Source organism: Nonomuraea wenchangensis (genome assembly GCF_900111685.1).
In the GTDB taxonomy this organism is placed as follows: Bacteria; Actinomycetota; Actinomycetes; order Streptosporangiales; family Streptosporangiaceae; genus Nonomuraea; species Nonomuraea wenchangensis.
On the sequence record NZ_FOHX01000003.1, the window covers coordinates 528,563 to 546,429 of the forward strand.

General features: G+C 73.3%; 20 protein-coding genes. 18 read left to right on the forward strand and 2 right to left on the reverse strand.

Annotated features, from left to right (window positions below):
• Nucleotides 1-120 precede the first annotated feature (120 nt).
• Entirely contained in the window at nucleotides 121-3,066 is a 2,946-nt protein-coding gene (locus BMW85_RS51890; RefSeq protein WP_091080177.1) for an AfsR/SARP family transcriptional regulator, read from the forward strand.
• On the opposite strand, the gene BMW85_RS11180 is transcribed toward BMW85_RS51890, so the two are convergent.
• Entirely contained in the window at nucleotides 2,960-3,469 is a 510-nt protein-coding gene (locus BMW85_RS11180) for a GNAT family N-acetyltransferase (RefSeq protein ID WP_245774722.1), read from the reverse strand. The genes BMW85_RS51890 and BMW85_RS11180 overlap by 107 nt on opposite strands.
• A 146-nt stretch (nucleotides 3,470-3,615) precedes the next feature.
• On the opposite strand from BMW85_RS11180, the gene BMW85_RS11185 reads away from it, so the two are divergent.
• The 10 genes from BMW85_RS11185 to BMW85_RS11230 all read left to right on the forward strand — a co-directional run bounded on the left by BMW85_RS11185 (nucleotide 3,616) and on the right by BMW85_RS11230 (nucleotide 11,972).
• A complete protein-coding gene (locus BMW85_RS11185) occupies nucleotides 3,616-4,419 on the forward strand; it encodes an SDR family NAD(P)-dependent oxidoreductase (protein ID WP_091080181.1) in 804 nt (267 codons plus the stop codon).
• Between the two features lie 26 nt (nucleotides 4,420-4,445).
• A complete protein-coding gene (locus tag BMW85_RS11190; protein WP_091080713.1) occupies nucleotides 4,446-5,186 on the forward strand; it encodes a phosphotransferase in 741 nt (246 codons plus the stop codon).
• Nucleotides 5,183-5,929, forward strand: a complete 747-nt coding sequence (locus BMW85_RS11195) for a Type 1 glutamine amidotransferase-like domain-containing protein (protein ID WP_091080183.1) — start codon at nucleotides 5,183-5,185, stop codon at nucleotides 5,927-5,929. Before BMW85_RS11190 ends, BMW85_RS11195 begins: the two co-directional genes overlap by 4 nt.
• Complete coding sequence (locus tag BMW85_RS11200; protein WP_091080185.1) at nucleotides 5,926-6,984, forward strand: ABC transporter substrate-binding protein; 1,059 nt, start codon at nucleotides 5,926-5,928, stop codon at nucleotides 6,982-6,984. The genes BMW85_RS11195 and BMW85_RS11200 overlap by 4 nt, the downstream gene beginning before the upstream one ends.
• A 76-nt stretch (nucleotides 6,985-7,060) precedes the next feature.
• Entirely contained in the window at nucleotides 7,061-7,396 is a 336-nt protein-coding gene (locus BMW85_RS11205) for a YciI family protein (RefSeq protein WP_091080186.1), read from the forward strand.
• Entirely contained in the window at nucleotides 7,393-8,616 is a 1,224-nt protein-coding gene (locus BMW85_RS11210; protein WP_091080189.1) for an RNA polymerase sigma factor, read from the forward strand. Before BMW85_RS11205 ends, BMW85_RS11210 begins: the two co-directional genes overlap by 4 nt.
• Before the next feature lie 20 nt (nucleotides 8,617-8,636).
• Entirely contained in the window at nucleotides 8,637-9,800 is a 1,164-nt protein-coding gene (locus BMW85_RS11215) for a sensor histidine kinase (protein WP_091080190.1), read from the forward strand.
• Nucleotides 9,788-10,441 (forward strand): response regulator transcription factor, encoded by a 654-nt coding sequence (locus tag BMW85_RS11220; protein WP_091080193.1) that lies wholly within the window; start codon nucleotides 9,788-9,790, stop codon nucleotides 10,439-10,441. Before BMW85_RS11215 ends, BMW85_RS11220 begins: the two co-directional genes overlap by 13 nt.
• 72 nt (nucleotides 10,442-10,513) lie before the next feature.
• Entirely contained in the window at nucleotides 10,514-11,215 is a 702-nt protein-coding gene (locus tag BMW85_RS50310) for a hypothetical protein (protein WP_218155729.1), read from the forward strand.
• Between the two features lie 55 nt (nucleotides 11,216-11,270).
• Nucleotides 11,271-11,972 (forward strand): nucleotidyltransferase domain-containing protein, encoded by a 702-nt coding sequence (locus tag BMW85_RS11230; protein WP_091080195.1) that lies wholly within the window; start codon nucleotides 11,271-11,273, stop codon nucleotides 11,970-11,972.
• On the opposite strand, the gene BMW85_RS11235 is transcribed toward BMW85_RS11230, so the two are convergent.
• Complete coding sequence (locus BMW85_RS11235) at nucleotides 11,938-12,699, reverse strand: MBL fold metallo-hydrolase (RefSeq protein WP_177240609.1); 762 nt, start codon at nucleotides 12,697-12,699, stop codon at nucleotides 11,938-11,940. The two genes, BMW85_RS11230 and BMW85_RS11235, sit on opposite strands and share 35 nt — an antisense overlap.
• Nucleotides 12,700-12,819: 120 nt before the next feature.
• On the opposite strand from BMW85_RS11235, the gene BMW85_RS11240 reads away from it, so the two are divergent.
• The 7 genes from BMW85_RS11240 to BMW85_RS11270 all read left to right on the forward strand — a co-directional run bounded on the left by BMW85_RS11240 (nucleotide 12,820) and on the right by BMW85_RS11270 (nucleotide 17,813).
• Entirely contained in the window at nucleotides 12,820-13,341 is a 522-nt protein-coding gene (locus BMW85_RS11240; RefSeq protein ID WP_091080199.1) for an EF-hand domain-containing protein, read from the forward strand.
• A 146-nt stretch (nucleotides 13,342-13,487) separates the two neighbouring features.
• Entirely contained in the window at nucleotides 13,488-14,630 is a 1,143-nt protein-coding gene (locus tag BMW85_RS11245) for an ABC transporter permease (protein ID WP_091080202.1), read from the forward strand.
• On the forward strand, nucleotides 14,627-15,355 hold the full coding sequence (locus BMW85_RS11250; RefSeq protein ID WP_177240610.1) for an ABC transporter ATP-binding protein: 729 nt from the start codon (nucleotides 14,627-14,629) through the stop codon (nucleotides 15,353-15,355). Before BMW85_RS11245 ends, BMW85_RS11250 begins: the two co-directional genes overlap by 4 nt.
• Before the next feature lie 24 nt (nucleotides 15,356-15,379).
• Entirely contained in the window at nucleotides 15,380-16,003 is a 624-nt protein-coding gene (locus tag BMW85_RS11255) for a TetR/AcrR family transcriptional regulator (protein ID WP_091080204.1), read from the forward strand.
• 10 nt (nucleotides 16,004-16,013) lie between these two features.
• Nucleotides 16,014-16,667 carry a TetR/AcrR family transcriptional regulator gene (locus BMW85_RS11260; RefSeq protein ID WP_091080207.1) on the forward strand — a complete coding sequence of 218 codons (654 nt, stop codon included), beginning with the start codon at nucleotides 16,014-16,016 and terminating at the stop codon, nucleotides 16,665-16,667.
• Nucleotides 16,655-16,945, forward strand: coding sequence for a DUF6204 family protein (locus tag BMW85_RS11265; RefSeq protein ID WP_177240611.1), 291 nt, complete (start codon nucleotides 16,655-16,657; stop codon nucleotides 16,943-16,945). Before BMW85_RS11260 ends, BMW85_RS11265 begins: the two co-directional genes overlap by 13 nt.
• Before the next feature lie 223 nt (nucleotides 16,946-17,168).
• On the forward strand, nucleotides 17,169-17,813 hold the full coding sequence (locus BMW85_RS11270; protein ID WP_091080212.1) for a hypothetical protein: 645 nt from the start codon (nucleotides 17,169-17,171) through the stop codon (nucleotides 17,811-17,813).
• Nucleotides 17,814-17,867: the final 54 nt, after the last annotated feature.

The following is a 17,867-nucleotide window of genomic DNA, read 5'->3' on the forward strand; positions in this document are numbered from 1 at the left end:
GACGTTCCTCCTCGTGAGGGTTGTGCGGCCGGGTGCGCCGCTCGTGACCAGAGTGCGTCGTGGTACTGAAATGGCGCTTACTTTCGGCTGATCCGGCGGTTAGGCTGCCGGTAATGATCATTGGCGGCACGCTCCCGCGGCCGGGAACAGGAGGCGGAGACGGGTACGAGGGAGGGCGTCGAGTTCCGTCTGCTGGGTCCGGTGGGGGTGTGGGACGCGGGGCGGCTCCTCGGCCCGTCCACCGCGCAGCAGCGCACCGTCCTCGCCATGCTGCTGCTCGAACCGGGACGCCCGGTGCCGGTGACGCGGCTGGAGACCGGCCTGTGGGGCGCCGAACCGCCCGACTCATCTCGCAACGCCATCCAGGGCCACATCTCCCGGCTGCGCAGGCTGCTGGCCCCGTTCCCCGAGGCGGCGCTGACCACCTCCGCGCACGGCTACTGCCTGACCGTCGCGCGCGAGCGCGTCGATCTGCACCGCTTCCGTGACCTGGTCCGCGAGGCCGGCGGCGAGCCGGAGCCGGAGCGGGCCACCGGCCTGCTGCGCGCCGCGCTCACGCTGTGGCAGGGCACGCCGCTGGCGGACGCCGCCGGCCGGTGGGCCGCCGACGTCGTCGCGCCCGGACTGGAGGAGGAACGGCTCACGGCCCTGGAACGGCTGGCCGCGCTCGACCTGCGGCAGGGACGCCACCAGGAGGTCGCCGCCGAGCTGGTGGCGCTGCTCGGCGAGCATCCGCTGCGCGAGCGGCTGGTGTCCCTGCTGATGACGGCGTTGCTGCGGGACGACCGGCGGACCGAGGCGCTCGCCGTCTTCCGCCGCGTACGCCGGCGCTTCGCCGAGGACCTGGGCATCGAGCCGGGGGAGGAGCTGCAACGGCTGCACCAGGCGATCCTCGCCGGCCACGAGCCCCCGGCCGCCGCCGCGCCCGGCGGATCCCCTGACGGGCCGTCCGGTGGGCCGTCCGGTGGGCCGTCCGGTGGGCCGTCCGGCGGGCCGGCCGCGCTCGCCGTGCCGCGGCACCTGCCGCCCGACACCGAGCTGTTCACCGCCCGCGTGGAGGAGCTGGCCGCCCTCGACCGGCTGACGCTCCCGCCCGACGGCTCCCCGGTGCTCGCGCCCTGCGTGATCACCGGCACCGGCGGCGTCGGCAAGACCACGCTGGCCGTGCACTGGGGACACCGCGTACGCGACCGCTTCCCCGACGGCCAGCTCTACGTGAACCTGCACGGCTTCGGCCCAACGCACGGCCTGCGCCCGCCCGCCGAGGCGGTGCGGCTGTTCCTGGACGCGCTCCAGGTGCCGCCGCAGCACATCCCCGCCACGCTGGAGGCCCAGGTCGGGCTCTACCGCAGCCTGCTCGCCGAGCGCCGCATGCTCATCCTGCTCGACAACGCCCTCGACTCCGACCAGGTGCGCCCGCTGCTGCCCAACACGCCCGGCTGCCTGGCCCTGATCACCAGCCGCGCCGAGCTGACCGGCCTGGTCGCCGCCGAGGGCGCGCACACGCTGTCGCTCGGGCTGTTCTCGCCCGCGCAGTCGCGCGAGCTGCTGACCCGCCGGCTCGGCGTGGACAAGGTGGGCGCCGAGCCGCGGGCCGTGGACGACATCGTCTCCCGGTGCGCCGGGCTGCCGCTGGCGCTCGCCATCGTGGCCGCCCGCGCGAACGAGCGGCCGGCGTTCCCGCTCGGCACCCTCGTCTCCGACCTCGCCGGCGAAGGTGACTCTTCCGAGGACCTGGACGTGTTCGACGGAGGCGACGCCGCGACGAACATGCGCACCGTGCTGTCCTGGTCCTACCGCGCGCTCAGCCCCGACGCCGCGCGCCTCTTCCGCCTGCGCGGCCTGCTGCCGGCCCCGGAGATCTTCACCGCCGCGGCCGCCAGCCTGGCCGGCATCCCCGTGCCCCGGGCCCGCCGCCTGCTGACCGAGCTGACCAGGGCCAACCTCGCCACCGAACGCACCCCGGGCCGCTACGGCTGGCACGACCTGCTGCGTGCGTACGCGGAGGAGCTGACCCGCCTGCACGACTCGGCGGCCGAGCGCCGCGAGGCCCTGCACCGGCTGCTCGACCACTACCTGCACAGCGCCCGCGTCGGCGACCGGCTCCTCGACCTGCTGCACCGCGTACCGCTCACGCCGCCGCCGCCCCGCCCCGGCGTGGTCCTGGCCCGCATCACCGATCCAGCGCAGAGCCGGGCGTGGTTCGCCCAGGAGCACCGGACGCTGCTCGCCGCGATCCGGCACGCGGCCCGATCCGGGTTCGACGTCCACGCCTGGCAACTGGCCGGCGCCTGCTGGGGCTTCCTGTCGCAGGACGTACGCTCCGACGACCAGGCGGCGATCTTCACGATCGCGATGGAGGCGGCGTCCCGGCTGGGGGACCGGGCCGCGGAGGCCCACGCCCGCGTCGGCCTCGCCCACGCCTTCACCCGGCTGGGCCGCGACGAGGACGGCGAGTCGCACCTGCGCCGGGCCCGCGAGCTGTTCGCCGGGCTCGGCGACCCGGCCGGCGAGGCCCTGTGCCTCATCTACCTCAGCGTCCTGATGGACCGCCACGACCAGTACGCGGACGGGCTGGCCCTCAGCGAGGAGGCGCTGCGGCTCTGCCGGGCGGCCGGCGACCGGGCGGGCGAGGGCCGGGTGCTCAACAACATCGGCTGGTTCCACGCCCAGCTCGGCGCGTACGAGGAGGCGCTGCGCCGCTGCGAGGAGGCGCTCGCCATCCACCGCGAGCTGACCGACCTGCCCGGCGAGTCCGCCACCCTCGACAGCATGGGCCACATCCACCACCTGCTCGGCCAGTACGAGGAGGCGATCGCCTACTACCCACGGTCGCTCGCCTGGCGGGGCGGCGGGAAGCGCGCGCTCGGCGCCCGTACCCTGCGCCGCCTCGGCGAGGCCCAGCTCGCCGCGGGCCGGCTGCGCGAGGGTGGCGAGACGCTGCGTCAGGCCCTCGCCCTCATCTCCGAGCTGGCCCCTGGGGACGCCGAAGCCCTTCGCGCCCGGGTCGCCTCCCTGCCGGACGCACCAGGTACACATCCACCGCGTCCTCGCGCTCGAACGTGAACCCGTGCCGCTCGTACAGGCGGCGCGCCGGGCTGCCCTGCAACACGTTCAGCCGGACGACCGCGTCCTCACGGTCGCATCGCTCCAGCAGCTCCCGCAGCACCGCCGATCCGATCCCCCTGCCCTGCGCGCGCGGGTCCAGGTAGAAGTGCTCCAGCCAGTAGCCGCTCCGGCCGTCCCCCTCGCTGCCGCCCGCCGGCCGTAGCGCGACAGATCCGGCGAAGACCCCGTCGAGCTCGATCATCCAGGTGTGCGCCGGCAGGAAGCCGTCGCGCAGCCGCTGCCGCACCCGATGCTCGTCGTAGCGGCCGAGCCTTTCGAGATCCGCCCGCATCACCACGGCCCGCAACTCGGCCACGGCCTCGACGTCCGCCGCCGAAGCCTGCCGAACACCCCAATTCACCACAAATCACGATGCTATCGGCCCTGCCTCGCGGGATGGGGGGTCCGAAATCAGCTGAAGTTGTCAGTCCGAATCGCGCCAGCCCCTTTCCTGCGGCGGCTCATAACGTATTAACCGCACAGCGGATCTAAATAAGGAAAAACAATATGGACCTTCAGCTTTCCGGCCGGATCGCCATTGTCACCGGCGCTTCCAAGGGCATCGGACTGGCCGTCACCCGCACTCTCCTCGCCGAAGGCGTCCGCGTCGTGGCCGCCTCGCGGAAAAGCACGCCCGAACTCGAAGCGCTCGCCGGCGACCTGATCCACGTCCCGGTCGACCTGATGGACCCCGAGGCTCCCGGCCGGCTCGTGGCGAGGGCCGTGGCCGAGTTCGGCGGGCTCGACATCCTGGTGAACAACGCCGGCGGACCGCCGCCCGGCGTGGCGCTGCCGCGCTTCGGGTTCCTGACCCCGAACGACGAGGACTGGCGGGTGATGTTCGAGTTCAACCTGTTCGCGGTCGTACGCGCGGTCCGGGCGGCCGTCCCGGCGATGCTCGCCCGTGGTGGAGGGTCGATCGTCAACGTGTCGTCCGGCAACGCCCGCATGCCCGCTCCCATGAACGTCGACTACAACGCCGCCAAGGCGGGGCTCAACACCCTGACCAAGGCCCTGTCCGAGGAGTTCGCGCCCCAGGGCATCCGGGTGAACACCGTCTCCCCGGGCCCGGTGCGTACGGCGTGGTGGACGGAGACCGGCGGCGCGGCCGACATCATCGCCGCCCAGGCCGGGACCGACCGCGACACCGTGATCACCCAGGTCGCGCCCGAGATGATGAAGCTGTCGACCGGCCGGCTGGTGGAGCCGCAGGAGATCGCCGACGTGGTCGCCCTGCTCGCCTCACCGCGTTCGGCCAGCACGACCGGTGCGGACTTCGCCGTCGACGCCGGCTTCCTCAAGCAGGTCTGACCGCCGCGAGTGCGATGATGGACGGCGTGGAGCAGGTCGAGGTCGTCGTCGCCCATCGCGAGCGCGCCACCCTGCGCGTCGGGGACGTGTTCCTGAAGATCGACGCCGATCAGACACGCGCCGACGTCGAGGTCGAGGCGATGGCCGCGGCGCCCGTCCCGACTCCTGAGGTCCTGTGGCGCAGGCCGCCCGTGCTCGCGCTCGCCGCGCTCCGGGGGACGGCGCTCGGCCGCCTCGGCGAGCCGTCGCCCGCGTCGCCGGCGGCGTGGGCCGCGGCGGGCGCCGCCGCGCGGACCCTGCACGACGCGCCGCTGCCGCCCTGGCCCCGCCGGAGCCCCGACGAGGTCGCCGCGGACCTCGACGCCGAGTGCGCGTGGCTGGTCACGAACGGCGTCCTCCCCGCCCAGGTGGTCACGCGCAACCGCCGGGTCGCCGAGGCCGCGTTACGGCCGTGGACGCCGGTGTTCGCGCACGGCGACCTCCAGGTCACCCACGTGTTCGTGGACGGCGACGAGGTCACCGGCGTGCTCGACTGGTCCGAGGCGGGCCGGGGCGACGCCCTGTTCGACCTCGCCACCTTGACGCTCGGGCACCCGGAGCGCCTCGGCGACGTCGTCGCCGGCTACGGCGCCGACGTCGACCTCGACGTGATCCGCGCGTGGTGGTCGTTGCGCAGCCTGCGGGCGATCCGCTGGCTGACCGAGCACGGCTTCGACCCCCGGCCCGAGATCGCCGTCCTGGAGGGCTGCGATGATACGTGGTCATGATCGGAGAACCGCAGATTCTGGCCTGTTCCGGGGTGCTGGACCCGCCCGAAGGGTTCCGGCACGCCGGCGCGCAGATATGGCAGGCGAGGCAGCTCGCCGGCGTGCGCAGGCCGCGCATGTGCCTCGTCCCGACGGCGGTGGGCGACGCGCGGGAGCACATCGACGGCTGGCTGGCGCGGGCGGCGTCGTTCGGCGACGCGGAGCTGTCACACCTCCAGCTCTTCACGCAGCCGAACGTGCAGGACGTGCGGGCACACCTGCTCGCCCAGGACGTGATCTTCGTGTCCGGCGGCAGCGTGGTGAACCTGCTGGCGGTCTGGCGCGCGCACCGGCTCGACGCGATCCTCCGCGAGTGCTGGGAGAAAGGCGTCGTGCTGGCCGGTCAGAGCGCGGGCAGCCTGTGCTGGCACGCGGGAGGCGTGACCGACTCCTTCGGTGACGACCTGGACGTTCTCGACGACGGCCTGGGATTCGTGCCGTTCAGCAACGGCGTCCATGACGACCTGGGCGACCAGCCCCGGCGGGCCCGGTTCCGCGAGTCCGTGGGCGGCGGGGCGCTGCCGTCGGGATACGCCACCGAGGACGGCGTCGCCCTCCACTACGTGGGCGACCGGCTGCACGAGGTCGTGAGCGTGCTCCCCGACCGGAACGCCTGGTTCGTCGAGGCCGACGGCGAGGGCGGGAGCAGGGAGACCGCCCTTCCCGCACGCCGCTGGGTCCCCTTGGAAGAGGTCCAGGCATGAACACGCGGACAGACGGCTCGGCCGTCCGGATCGGCGTCCTCGCACCGCTGACCCCGCCTGGCTGGGTCCAGGCGGGGCAGCACCTGCTCGCCGGGGCCGAGCTCGCCGCACGCGAGGTCAACGACGCCGGCGGGATCGGCGGAAGGCCGCTCGAACTGCTGGTACGCGACACCGCGGCCGACCCGGAGAAGGCGGCGGCGGCCGTGGACGAGCTCGCCCGGCTGGGCGTGGCCGCCCTGGCGGGGGAGTACCACAGCGTCGTCGCCCGTGCCGCCGCCGCCCGCGCCGACGCCCTCGGCCTGCCGTTCCTCTGCTCGTCGGCGGTGCTCGACGCGCTCACCGACGAGCCGGCGGAGCGGGTCGCGCGCCTCGCCCCGGCGCAGTCACACTCCTGGCGGATCTACGCGGACTTCCTCCTCGGCGCGGGCCACTCCAGGATCGCCGTGGCCGCCGCCCCGAGCGCCTACTGGGCGTCCGGGACCCGCATCCTGCGGGAGCACCTCGCGCCACGTGGCGGCGCGGTCGTCGAGCTCGACATGAGCGCCCCCGTGTGCGACGAGCTCGCCGGCAGCCACGCCACCGCCCTCCTTCTCCTGGTCGGGCACCCCGAGCCGGCGGTGCCGATCGTCAGGTCGGTCCGCCGGGACCCGCGCCTCGCCGGGATCATGATGGGCGCTCCCGCCGGGCAGCCGGAGTTCGCCGCATGGGAGGCGGCGCTGGGCGGGGACGGCGCCGCGATCCCGTTCCTGCGCTACCTGCCCGAGCGGCTCGGCCCGCTCGGCGCCCGGGTCGCGGCGGCCCTCCGCGAGCGGCTGCCGGAGCCGCCGTCGTTCGTCGCCTTCGAGGGGTACGACACGATCGCCGTGCTCGCCGAAGCGCTGCGTTCCGGCCCCATCCCGTCCTGGCCGGACGTCGCGGTCGAGGGCACCCGTGGGACGATCAGGTTCTCCCGGACCCCGGGCATCAGCGTCTGGCAGTGGGCGTGGCCGCCGGTCCAGGTCGTCGATCGCGATCCGGCACGACCCGATCGTCTCCGGGTCCTGCACACCGGCTGAGAAAAAACTTCGCGGCACCTGTCCGGAACCGGCTCGGCCGTACGTCATCAGGGTGAAACCGAACAAGGAGAACGTGATGAAGTACATGATGTTCGTCTGCAGCGACACCGAGCCCGACACCGACACCGCCGACTACCCCGACATCGAGGTGTGGGTGGCCGAGCGGGACGCGGCCGGGCAGCGGCTGCAGGGGATGGCGCTGGCGCCGACGAGCGCGGCGACCACCGTACGCGTCCGTAACGGCGAGCTGCTGGTGTCCGACGGGCCGTTCACCGAGACGAAGGAGATCATCGTCGGGTTCGACCTGCTGGAGTGCGCCGACCTGGACGAGGCGATCGAGGTCGCGCGGGCGCATCCGATGGCGCGCGGCGGCCGGTTGGAGATCCGGCCGGTGGCCGACTTCGAGCAGTGACCGGGCCAGGTCGGAGACACCCCGCCGATGCGGCCGTCGCGGAGGCGGCCGCCGAGGCGTACACGAGGATCGTCGCGGCGCTCATCCGGATCACCGGCGACTGGACGCTCGCCGAGGACTGCGCGCAGGAGGCGCTGGCCCAGGCGTTGTCGCGGTGGCCGGAGAGCGGCGTACCCGACAATCCGGGCGGCTGGCTGATGGCCGTGGCCCGCAACCGCGCGCTCGACCAGCTACGTCGCGCGTCCGTCGAACGCCGCAAACTGCGCGAGCTGGCCGTGCTGGCGCTGACCGCGGCCACCGGCGGGCCCGCGCCGGAGGAGGGGGAGGACGTCGTGGACGACCGGCTGCGCCTGATCTTCACCTGCTGCCATCCGGCGCTGGCGATGGAGGCCAGGGTGGCGCTGACGCTCCGCACGATCTGCGCGGTGCCCACGCGGGACGTTGCGCGGGCGTTCCTGGTCAGCGAGTCCGCCATGACCCGCCGGCTGACCCGGGCGAAGACGAAGATCGCCGACGCCCGGATCCCTTACCGGGTGCCGGGCGGGCCCGCGCTGGCCGAACGGCTGCCGGGCGTGCTCGCCGTGCTCTACCTGCTGTTCACCACCGGCTACGACGCCGACGGTGAGCCCGCGTTCGCGGCCGAGGCGATCCGGCTGGCCAGGCTGCTCGCCGGCCTGGTGCCCGGCGAGGGCGAGCCGCGCGCGCTGCTGGCCCTCTTCCTGCTGCAGAACTCCCGGCGCGACGCCCGCAGGGACGCCGGCGGCGATCTTGTCCCGCTCGACCGGCAGGACCGCACCCGCTGGGACCGGGCCGCCATCGCCGAGGCGGCCGGCCTGCTGCGCGACCTGCGGCACACCGGCCCGTACGTGCTGCAGGCCAGGATCGCCGCCTCCCACGCCTCCGGTGACGCCGACTGGCCGGCCGTCGCGCACCTCTACGACCGGCTCGCCGCCCTCCAGCCGAACCCGGTCGTCGAGCTCAACCGCGCGGTCGCCCACGGCTACGCGTACGGGCCGCGGGCGGGGCTGGCCGTGCTCGCCGCGGCGCGCTCGGGCGGCGCGCTGGACGGTTATCCGCTCGCCCTGGCCGCCGAGGCCGACCTCACCGCGCGGGCCGGTGACCGCACCAGGGCCGCCGGGCTCTTCCGCGAGGCCGCCGCGCGGACGCACAGCGAGGCGGAACGGCGGGCGCTGCTCGCCCGCGCCGACGAGATCACCTGACCCTGCCCTACGCTCTGAGCGTGCGCACCACGACCGCTCTGGAGGCTTTCGCCCGGCGGCCGCTCTCCTTTCTCCGCTCGGTCTGGCCCTGGCGGTCGCTCGCCTACCTGCTGGCGGGCGTCGTGCCCGGGATCGTCGTCGCCGCCGCCGTGGTCACGGTGTCCCTCGTGGAGCCGGTGCCGCTGATGGCCGTCGCCGGGCTCGTCGCCGTGGTGGCGCCGGCCCCGTTCGTGGCGAGGTTCGAGTGGTGGCGGCTGCGGCTCGTCGATCTCGCGCCGCCGGCCAGGAAAAGCGGGCTGTCGGTGCGGGAGGCGGTGCTGGGCGTGGTCTCCCTGCTCGCGCTCTGGTGGATCGACCTGGTGGTGGCCGGGTTCGCCGTGGCGGGGCCCGCGGTGCTGATCCTGTCGCCCGTGCTGCAACCTCTGGAGGGGGACGGGGCTGTCGCGGCGGCGGTGGCCGTGTCCGGGGCGGGGCTGCTGCTGCTTCCGGTGGCCGCGTACGTCGTGACGGCCTGGGCCGGGGCGCGCGGAGCCGTGACCAGGGCGCTGCTCGCGCCGGACGAGCTGGCCGAGGTGCTGCGCTCGCGGGCCCGGCTGCTGGAGTCGTTCGAGGCCGAACGCCGCAGGATCGAACGCGACCTGCACGACGGCGCCCAGCAGCGGCTGGTCGCGTTGAGCATGAGGCTGGGCCTCGCCCGGCTCGACCTCCCGCCGGACTCCCCCGCCGCGACGGAGCTCGCCGAGGCGCACGAGGAGGCCCAGCGCGCCCTCGCCGAGCTGCGCGAGCTGATCCGCGGCGTGCACCCGCAGGTGCTCACCGACCGGGGACTCGCCGCCGCCGTACGGGACGTGGCGGGGCGTTCCCCCGTGCCGGTCGAGGTGGACGTCCGCCTCCCGCGACTCCCCGAAGCCGTCGAGACGACCGCCTACTACGTCGTGGCCGAGGCCCTCGCGAACGTCGCCAGGCACAGCCGGGCGACCCGGGCGCGCGTCCACGGCCGCCTGACCGGGGAGGTGGCCGTCGTGGAGATCCGGGACGACGGCGTCGGCGGCGCCGATCCGGCGCGCGGCACCGGCATGGCGGGCCTGGCCGACCGGGTCGCGGCGGCTGGCGGCAGACTGGCGCTGTCGAGCCCGGCGGGCGGGCCGACGACGATGAGCGTGGAGCTTCCGTGCGCGTGGTGATCGCCGAAGACGCAGTCCTCCTCCGTGAGGGCCTGGTCAGCCTGCTCGAACGCTTCGGGCACACGGTCGTCGCCGCGGTCGCGGACGCGGTCGCGCTGACCGCCGCGGTGGACGAGCACGAGCCGGACATCGCGGTGGTCGACGTACGCATGCCGCCGACCTTCACCGACGAGGGGCTGCGGGCCGCGCTCGCGCTGCGCGCGGCCCGGCCTGAGCTGGCCGTGCTGGTGCTCAGCCAGTACGTCGAGCAGACGTACGCGGCCGAGCTGCTCGCCTCCGGCCGCGGCGCCGGAGTCGGCTACCTGCTGAAGGAACGCATCGGGAAGGTCACCGAGTTCGCCGACGCGCTCGTCCAGGTCGCGGGCGGCGCCACGGTGGTCGACCCGGAGGTGGTCCGGCAACTGCTGAGCAGGAACCGCGACCCGCTGGACCGCCTCACGCCCAGGGAACGCGAAGTGCTCGCCCTCATCGCGGAAGGGCGGTCGAACGCGTCGATAGCGCGGGAGCTGTTCGTGACCGACGCGGCGGTCGCCAAGCACATCGCCGCCATCTTCACCAAGCTCGGCCTCCCGCCGACCGTCGACGGGCACCGCCGCGTGCTCGCGGTCCTCGCCTATCTGCAGGCCGAACCGGGATGGTAGTGCCAGGTCCACCAGGAAGGCTCGCCCGTACGCCAATGCGCCGGCGCGCGCGCCGCCGGTTGGATCGACGGCATGACACCCTCCTCGTTCGACTTCCCCGGTCGTTGGGCTGAAGCGGCCGGGCTGATCCTCGGGCCGGTGCTGATGCTCGCCGGCGTCCTGCTCCGCGCCGGCACGGACGGCTTCTTCCCTGCCCAGCTCGCCGCCTACGCCGCCGACCCGGCCCTGATGAGCCTGTCGTACGGCGCCTTCGCCGCCGGGAACGTGCTGCTGTGGCCCGCCGTCATCGCCCTGGTCCGGCGGATGTGGCCGGCGCAGCCGCGCTGGGCGCTGTGGGGCGGGGCGCTGGTGCTGCTCGGCCTGTTCGCCCGGACCTTCCACGCCGGGGTCAACCATCTCGCCTTCCAGCTCGTCGACGTACAAGGGGTGCGGGCGGCGCAGCAGGCCGTGGCCGAGTCGTACGGCGCCTTCCACGTGTTCCAGACGCTGTCGTTCGCGATCTTCTTCGGCTGGATCGTGCTGGCCGTGGGAACGTGGCGGTCGCGCGTCCTCGGACCCGTCCGGTCCGTGGCCCTGGCGTCGATGAGCGCCCTGCCGCTCGGCGTGCTCAAGGGCACCGGGCCGATGTCCGTCGTCGCCACCGCCGGCCTGTGCGTGGCCTTGGTGCCGCTGGGGCTGCGGGTCCTCAGGGACGGCCCGGCTCCGCGATGGTGGGCCTACCCGCTGGCGCTCGCCCTGGGCGGCGCGGCGGTCCTGCTGGGCCTGGCCGGCTGAAAACCGCGTGCGTCGCCGGGGTGATCACGTCCATCCTGATGCTGGGAGGACCACCATGACCGCGAACGTCTTACTCGCCGGCATCGTCGGCTCGACCGCGTACGGACTGGCCGGGCCCGGCAGCGACGTGGACCGGCTCGGCCTCTACGCCGCCCCCACGCTCGACCTGGTCGGCCTGACCCGCCCCAAGGAGAGCGTCGTCTCCACCGGCCCGGACCGGACGCTGCACGAGGCGGGCAAGTGGTGCGGGCTCGCCCTGGGCGGCAACCCGACCGTGATGGAGCTGCTGTGGCTGCCGGACGACCTGTACGAGACCCGCACACCGCTCGGCGACGAGCTCATCTCGATCAGGGACGCGTTCCTGTCGGCGCCGCGCGTCCGCGACGCCTATCTGGGCTACGCCACCCAGCAGTTCCGGCGGCTCGAACAGCGCGGCGACGGCTCGTTCTCGGCCGACACCCGTAAGCGCACCGCGAAGCACGCCCGGCATCTCGCCCGCCTCCTGCACCAGGGCCGCGAACTGTACGAGACCGGGCACCTCCCCATCCGCCTGTCCGACCCCGACGCCGTCCACGCCTTCGGTGAGCGGGTCGCCGCCGGAGACACCGAGGCGGCGCGCACCCTGCTGACGTCCACGGAGACGGCCTTCGACACCATGCGCACCCCGCTGCCCGCGCAGCCCCACCGCGCCGTGGTGGAGGAATGGCTGCGGCAGGTCCGCGTCACCCACTGGGAACCGCTCGCGTCCCGACAGTGACCTGGAGGTCTTCCTCAGCGGCCAGCACGTCACCGCCGAACGCGAGCCGAGCCGCGGCCACGGAGGCGTCCCGGTCGTTGCCCGGCCAGAAGTGGGTGAGCATCAGCCGCCGGGCGCCCGCCCGTGCGGCCCACTGGCCGGCCTCGGCGGAGGTCAGGAGATTACGGGTAGGGCGATCGGTCTCGCCGTCCCGATCGGTGGCCTCGACGATGAACAGGTCGGCGTCGCGGCCAAGCTCGGCGAGCAGGGGGGTCGGGCCGGTGTCCCCGGAGTAGGCCAGGGCGACCCCGTCGGCCTCCAGGCGGATGCCCGCATTGGGCACGTAGTGCGGGAGCGGCAGCCCTGTCAGCTCGAAGGGGCCCAGCCGGTGGCTTCCGGGCAGCGGACGCACGTCGAAGACCGCGTGCAGATCGACGTCCGGCTCCAGGCCGCCGAGCCGGTCGAGCACGCCGGGCGGGCAGTAGAGCGGCAGCTTGGGCCCGCCGGGGTCGCCGTAGAGCCGCATCCGGAACAGCCCGTGCAGGTCGACGCAGTGATCAGGGTGCTCGTGGGTGATGACGACGGCGTCCACCGCGCCGTCCGGCCAGTGCGCGAGCAGCCGGGGCAGCGTGGCGTAGCCGAGGTCGAGCACCAGGCGGAAACCGTCCCAGTCCACCGCGAAACCACTGCAGGCACGGCCTGGCTCGGGAAAGGCGCCACAACTGCCGAGCACGGTGACCTGTCGCATCCGCCCAGGATGTCAGTTCGGGCCGGCCGGCCTCGTGACAGATTCATCACTCACCTGACTATGGTCACGATGCGTGCTCTTTCGACAGCATTGAGTCTCCACAGAAGAGCGGAGGCGAATGTGGCCAGTGAGTTCCAGCGTAAGAAGGTCGGCGGAGTCTTCCGGGCGATGGACGTGGACGGCGACGGCCTGCTGACCCAGGCCGACTTCCAGGCGCTCGCGCACCGCTGGACGGCCGTCGCGGGCTCCGCCGGCCCGGAACGGCTGGCCGCCGTCATGACCGGTTGGTGGCCGGTGCTGCGGGCCGCCTCCAGGGGCGACGACGGGGTCTCCCTCGACGAGGTGCTCCGCGTCGTGGACGGGCTCGGCGACCTGACCGACGCCGTCTCCGGCACCGCCGACGTCATGTTCGAGACCATCGACCTCGACGGCGACGGGCTCATCTCCCGCTCGGAGTACGCCGTGCTCATCGAGACGTGGAACGGCGCCCCGGCGGGGACCGACGAGATCTTCCCGCGCCTCGACCTGGACGGTGACGGCCACCTCACCCGCGACGAGTTCCGCGTCCACTGGACGGAGTTCTGGGCCGGCGACGACCCGGACGCTCCAGGAAGCTACGTCTTCGGCGCGCTCATGGACTAGCGACGCCTGGTCAGGGGCCCTTTTGGTCAGGTCTGGCCGGAGGCGGCGTCCAGGTTCCCGACTCGGTGTTGGTATCTTGCCAACGGCGCGTCGGTAACTCGGGCGCTCATCCGTCTCCGTGAAAAACCCTTCACAGAAGGAGTGCCATGTTCCTGGCCTGGCGCGAGCTGGTCTTCGCCCGCGCACGTTTCGGCCTGATGAGCGGAGTCGTCGCCCTCATCGCGATCCTCGTCGTCCTGCTGTCCGGCCTCTCCTCCGGGCTCGTCAACGACGGCGTCTCCGGGCTCCAGCGGCTGCCCGTCACCGCGTTCGCCTTCGCCGAGGGCACCAAGACCGACTCCGCCTTCTCCCGCAGCACCGTCAACGTGAGCCAGGCCGAGGCGTGGAAGGGCCGCCCCGACGTCGGCGACGCCGCGCCGTTCGGCAACATGCTGGTCAACGCCAAGGCCACGACCGCCGCCGGCACGCAGGTGCCGATCGACCTCGCCCTGTTCGGCGTCGAACCCGGCTCGTTCCTCGCACCTGCCGTCTCCGACGGCGCGAAGCTGGGCGACCCCGACGGGATCGTGGTCAGCCAGACCGTCCTGGACGAGGGCCTGGCCCTCGGCGACACCGTCGTCATCGACCGCCTCGGCACCCGGCTCAAGGTCATCGGCACCACCGGCGACCAGCGCACCTTCGGGCACGTGGACGTGGCGTACCTGCCGCTGCGCGCCTGGCAGCAGGTGCACGCCGGCGCCGGTCCTGGGGACGAGGCGCGTGAGGGGGCGTACGAGGAGGCCACGGCCATCGCCCTGCGCGCCCGGGACGGCAGCCGGATCGACCTCGCCGGCGGCGACGCCGCGGCGGGCACCACGAGCATGACGCTGGAGGACTCCTTCAGCGCCTCACCCGGCTACTCCGCCGAGACCTCCACGCTCACGCTCATCCAGGTCTTCCTGTACGCCATCTCCGCGCTCGTCGTCGGCACGTTCTTCACCGTGTGGACGATCCAGCGCAAGCACGAGCTCGCCGTCATCCGGGCCATGGGCGCCTCCACCGGCTACCTCATGCGGGACACGATGATCCAGGCGACCGTCATCCTGGCCGGGTCCACCGCCGTGGGCTTCCTGGCGGGGGTGGGCGGCGGCACGCTGCTCACCACGACCGCCATGCCGTTCGCGCTGGAGGCGGGTCCGCTCGTCCTCGCCGCCCTGCTCCTCGTCGGCCTCGGCCTCGCCGGCGCCGCGGCGGCCGTGGGCCGCATCGTCCGCGTCGACCCGCTCGCAGCCCTGGGAGGGCAGAGATGACCACCAGCTCCACGTCCCCGCGCCCCGGCTACCGCCGGGACCGCGCCGAACAGGAACGCGGCGGCCTCCTGGTCGAGGGCGTCACCCTGTCCCTCGGTGACGGCGACGCCACGGTCACCGCGCTCGACGACGTTCACCTCGACGTGGCGCCCGGCGAGTTCGTCGCGATCGTCGGGCCGTCCGGCTCGGGCAAGTCGAGCCTGCTCGCCGTCGCCGGCGCGCTCACCACGCCGGACAGCGGCCGGGTCCTGCTCGACGGCGTCGACATCTCCCGCGCGAGCGCCCGCGAGAAGGCCCGCCACCGCCGCGAGCGGATCGGGTTCGTCTTCCAGTCCGGCAACCTCATCCCGGCCCTCACCGCGCTCGACCAGCTCCGCTTCGCGCTCGACGTGGCGGGCAGGCGCGCCGGTGACGGGTACGACCCGCGCGAGCTGCTCGACCGCGTCGGCATGGGGCACCGCGCGAGGCACCGCCCCCACCAGCTGTCCGGCGGCGAACGGCAGCGGGTGGGCATCGCCCGCGCGCTCGTCACCCGCCCGGCCGTGCTCCTGGTGGACGAGCCGACCGCCGCGCTCGACCGCGCCCGTAGCGACGACATCGTCACGCTGCTCGCCGCCGAGACGCACGAGGCGAACGTGGCGACGATCATGGTCACCCACGACCACGACGTGCTCCACCACTGCGATCGTGTCCTGTCGATGGTGGATGGGAGACTGTCGGAGTAGGCCGACCATGGGGGAGGGGGGCAGGTGCCGCGCATCCGGGCGTCGACCGTCGCCGAGCACCGGGCCGTCCAGCGCCGGGCGCTGCTCGACGCCGCCAGGGAGATCCTCGCCGAGACCGGCCGGCCGCCGACGCTGACCCTGGTCGCGGCGCGCGCCGGGCTGGCCCGGCCCAGCCTCTACCAGTACTTCCGGTCGCCCCAGGACCTGCTCAACGCGATGGTGGAGGACGTCTTCCCCCGCTGGTCGGCCCGGGTCGCCGCCGCCATGGACGCCGCGGCGACCCCCGGCGATCGTGTGCTCGCGTACGTGCTGACCAACTTCGAGCTCATCACCGAGGGCGAGCACGCGCTGGCGACCGCCCTCGCGGAGGTCGCGCCGGGCGACACGGTCGCCGAGCAGAGCCACGCCATGCACCAGCACCTCCTGGAGCCACTGGTGGAGACCCTGCGCAGGCTCGGCGTCCGTACGGTGCCGGAGACGGCGGAGATGATCAACGCCATCGTGTTCGCGGGATCCCGGCTGATCGAGTCCGGCGCCGACCTGGAGACCGTGTGGGCGTCGGCGCGGGCCCTGCTGGAGCCGTTCGTACGGGCTTCGGCCGAGACGACGCCAAAATTGCAGTCGACTCCAAGTATGGAGTCTGATTAAAGTTCTCCCCATGTCCGAAGGGCTACGGGAACGCAAGAAACGCGAGACCCGGCGGCACATCAGGGAGACCGCCATCGCGCTGTTCGTCGAGCGGGGCTTCGAGCACGTGACGATCGCCGAGGTCGCCGCCGTCGCCGGAGTGTCGGCCAACACCGTCTACAACTACTTCGAGACGAAGGAGAACCTCGTCCTGCCGCCCGACGAGGCGTCCCCCCAAAGGCTCGCCGACATGGTGCGCCGGCGCCGGCCCGGCGAGGCCGCCGTGCCAGCCGTGCTGCGCACCCTGCGCGGCGAGGTGCGGCGGCGCGACCCCAGTCTCGGCCTGACCGACGGATTCGGCCGCGTCTTCGAGATGATGCGGGCCGCGCCCACGCTGACGGCCCGCCTTGAGGACCTCGGCCGGCAGATGACGGACGCGCTCGCCGCCGTACTCGCCGAGGAGACCGGCGCCGCACCCACCGCCCCGCTGCCCCGCGTGGTGGCCTGGCAGGTCGGCGCCCTGCACGCGCTCGTGTACACCGAGATCGGCAGGCGCACTGCCCTCGGGGAGGAGCCGGACACCATCGCCGCCGCCGTCCTCGGCATCCTCGACGCCGCCGAGGAACTGCTCGGCGGCCACATCCTCACCTATGCCGTCAGAAAGGACCCCCAGTGTTCAGAGTGATCATCTCCGGCAGGTTCGGCGAGCTCGACGAGGCCGGCCGCGCCGCCGTGCTCGCCGCGTCCGAGGTGGCCTTCACCGAGCGCGGCGCCTTCACCCACGACGGCACCCTGTCGGCGTTCACCTTCCGCTGCCAGGTGCCGGCCGGACCGGACGACGGCGAGCAGGACGCCACCCGGCGCGCCTTCGCGGCACTGGACGCGTACGGGCAGGCGTACGACGTCCTGCGGGTCGCGGTGACCGACATGCGCGCCATCAAGACGCGCCGACGTCCTGCCTAGCCGTTCCCGAATTGAACGACCTGAGCTGTGAACAGGTCACCGGTCTCGATTCGCTGCGCCGGCCACGGACGGGCGTCATACTGTTGCTGACGGTCATCGCTGTTCTCCTTCTTGGAATCGTTGCTATGAAGGATCACGCGATGACCGTTCTCACTTCACGGCGCCACCCCCGCTGACCCCACCGGATGGCCTGGGTCGTGCCGGATCTGGCAGGCTGATCATCATGGGAACCGGTGCGGCGACTCTGGGGCTCGTGGAGGTCATGTCGGCGTTGGAGACTGCTCTCACCGCCTTGAAGGCGGCAGGGGCCGACCCGGCGTACCGTGTGGGCGGCACCGGCGCGGCCCTGCTGCAAGGCGTCCGGCTGCCAGTCGGGGACCTCGACCTCCTGGTTGCGCAGCGAAAGGACGTGGACGCGTTCGCCGCCGCCCTCTCGTCCTTCCCCTGCCTCTACACGCCGTCCTGGCTGCCGGAAAGCGCGCAGTATTTCACCCGTTACGAGGTGAACGGGGTGCACCTGGAGATCAGCACGGTCGAGAAGGAGACGGACTCCGACGCCATGGAGTGCATCGGCCGCGGCCCCTGGCAGCACTACGTCCTGATCGCGTGCGGCCCCTACCGGGTCCCTGCCGTACGCCTGGAACTGCGCCTGGCCACGGAGCTCCTGCGCGATCGCCCCGACCGGTACGAGCCACTCCTCGACCACCTGGCCACGCACGGGTACGACGCGGATCTCCTGGACAGAGCCATGACCGGGTGCGCTCTGCCGACGGAACGCCGGCGCTTGGCCCACGACCGCCTCGACGGCCGCCCGGCCCTCGGCTCGACCGACCTCGGGATTCATCACTCGGGAAACCCCAGCGTCTGAAAAACACCCCACCACCTGCTCGCCGGGCCCGGCCCTGTTAAATCTGGCCATGTA

Excerpts from the sequence above, each read along its gene's own strand:
- BMW85_RS11185 (WP_091080181.1), top strand. The coding sequence starts at position 3,616 with ATGGACCTTCAGCTTTCCGGCCGGATCGCCATTGTCACCGGCGCTTCC.
- BMW85_RS11195 (WP_091080183.1), top strand. The coding sequence starts at position 5,183 with ATGATCGGAGAACCGCAGATTCTGGCCTGTTCCGGGGTGCTGGACCCG.
- BMW85_RS11200 (WP_091080185.1), top strand. The coding sequence starts at position 5,926 with ATGAACACGCGGACAGACGGCTCGGCCGTCCGGATCGGCGTCCTCGCA.
- BMW85_RS11205 (WP_091080186.1), top strand. The coding sequence starts at position 7,061 with ATGAAGTACATGATGTTCGTCTGCAGCGACACCGAGCCCGACACCGAC.
- BMW85_RS50310 (WP_218155729.1), top strand. The coding sequence starts at position 10,514 with ATGACACCCTCCTCGTTCGACTTCCCCGGTCGTTGGGCTGAAGCGGCC.
- BMW85_RS11230 (WP_091080195.1), top strand. The coding sequence starts at position 11,271 with ATGACCGCGAACGTCTTACTCGCCGGCATCGTCGGCTCGACCGCGTAC.
- BMW85_RS11235 (WP_177240609.1), bottom strand. The coding sequence starts at position 12,699 with ATGCGACAGGTCACCGTGCTCGGCAGTTGTGGCGCCTTTCCCGAGCCA.
- BMW85_RS11245 (WP_091080202.1), top strand. The coding sequence starts at position 13,488 with ATGTTCCTGGCCTGGCGCGAGCTGGTCTTCGCCCGCGCACGTTTCGGC.
- BMW85_RS11250 (WP_177240610.1), top strand. The coding sequence starts at position 14,627 with ATGACCACCAGCTCCACGTCCCCGCGCCCCGGCTACCGCCGGGACCGC.
- BMW85_RS11260 (WP_091080207.1), top strand. The coding sequence starts at position 16,014 with ATGTCCGAAGGGCTACGGGAACGCAAGAAACGCGAGACCCGGCGGCAC.
- BMW85_RS11270 (WP_091080212.1), top strand. The coding sequence starts at position 17,169 with ATGGGAACCGGTGCGGCGACTCTGGGGCTCGTGGAGGTCATGTCGGCG.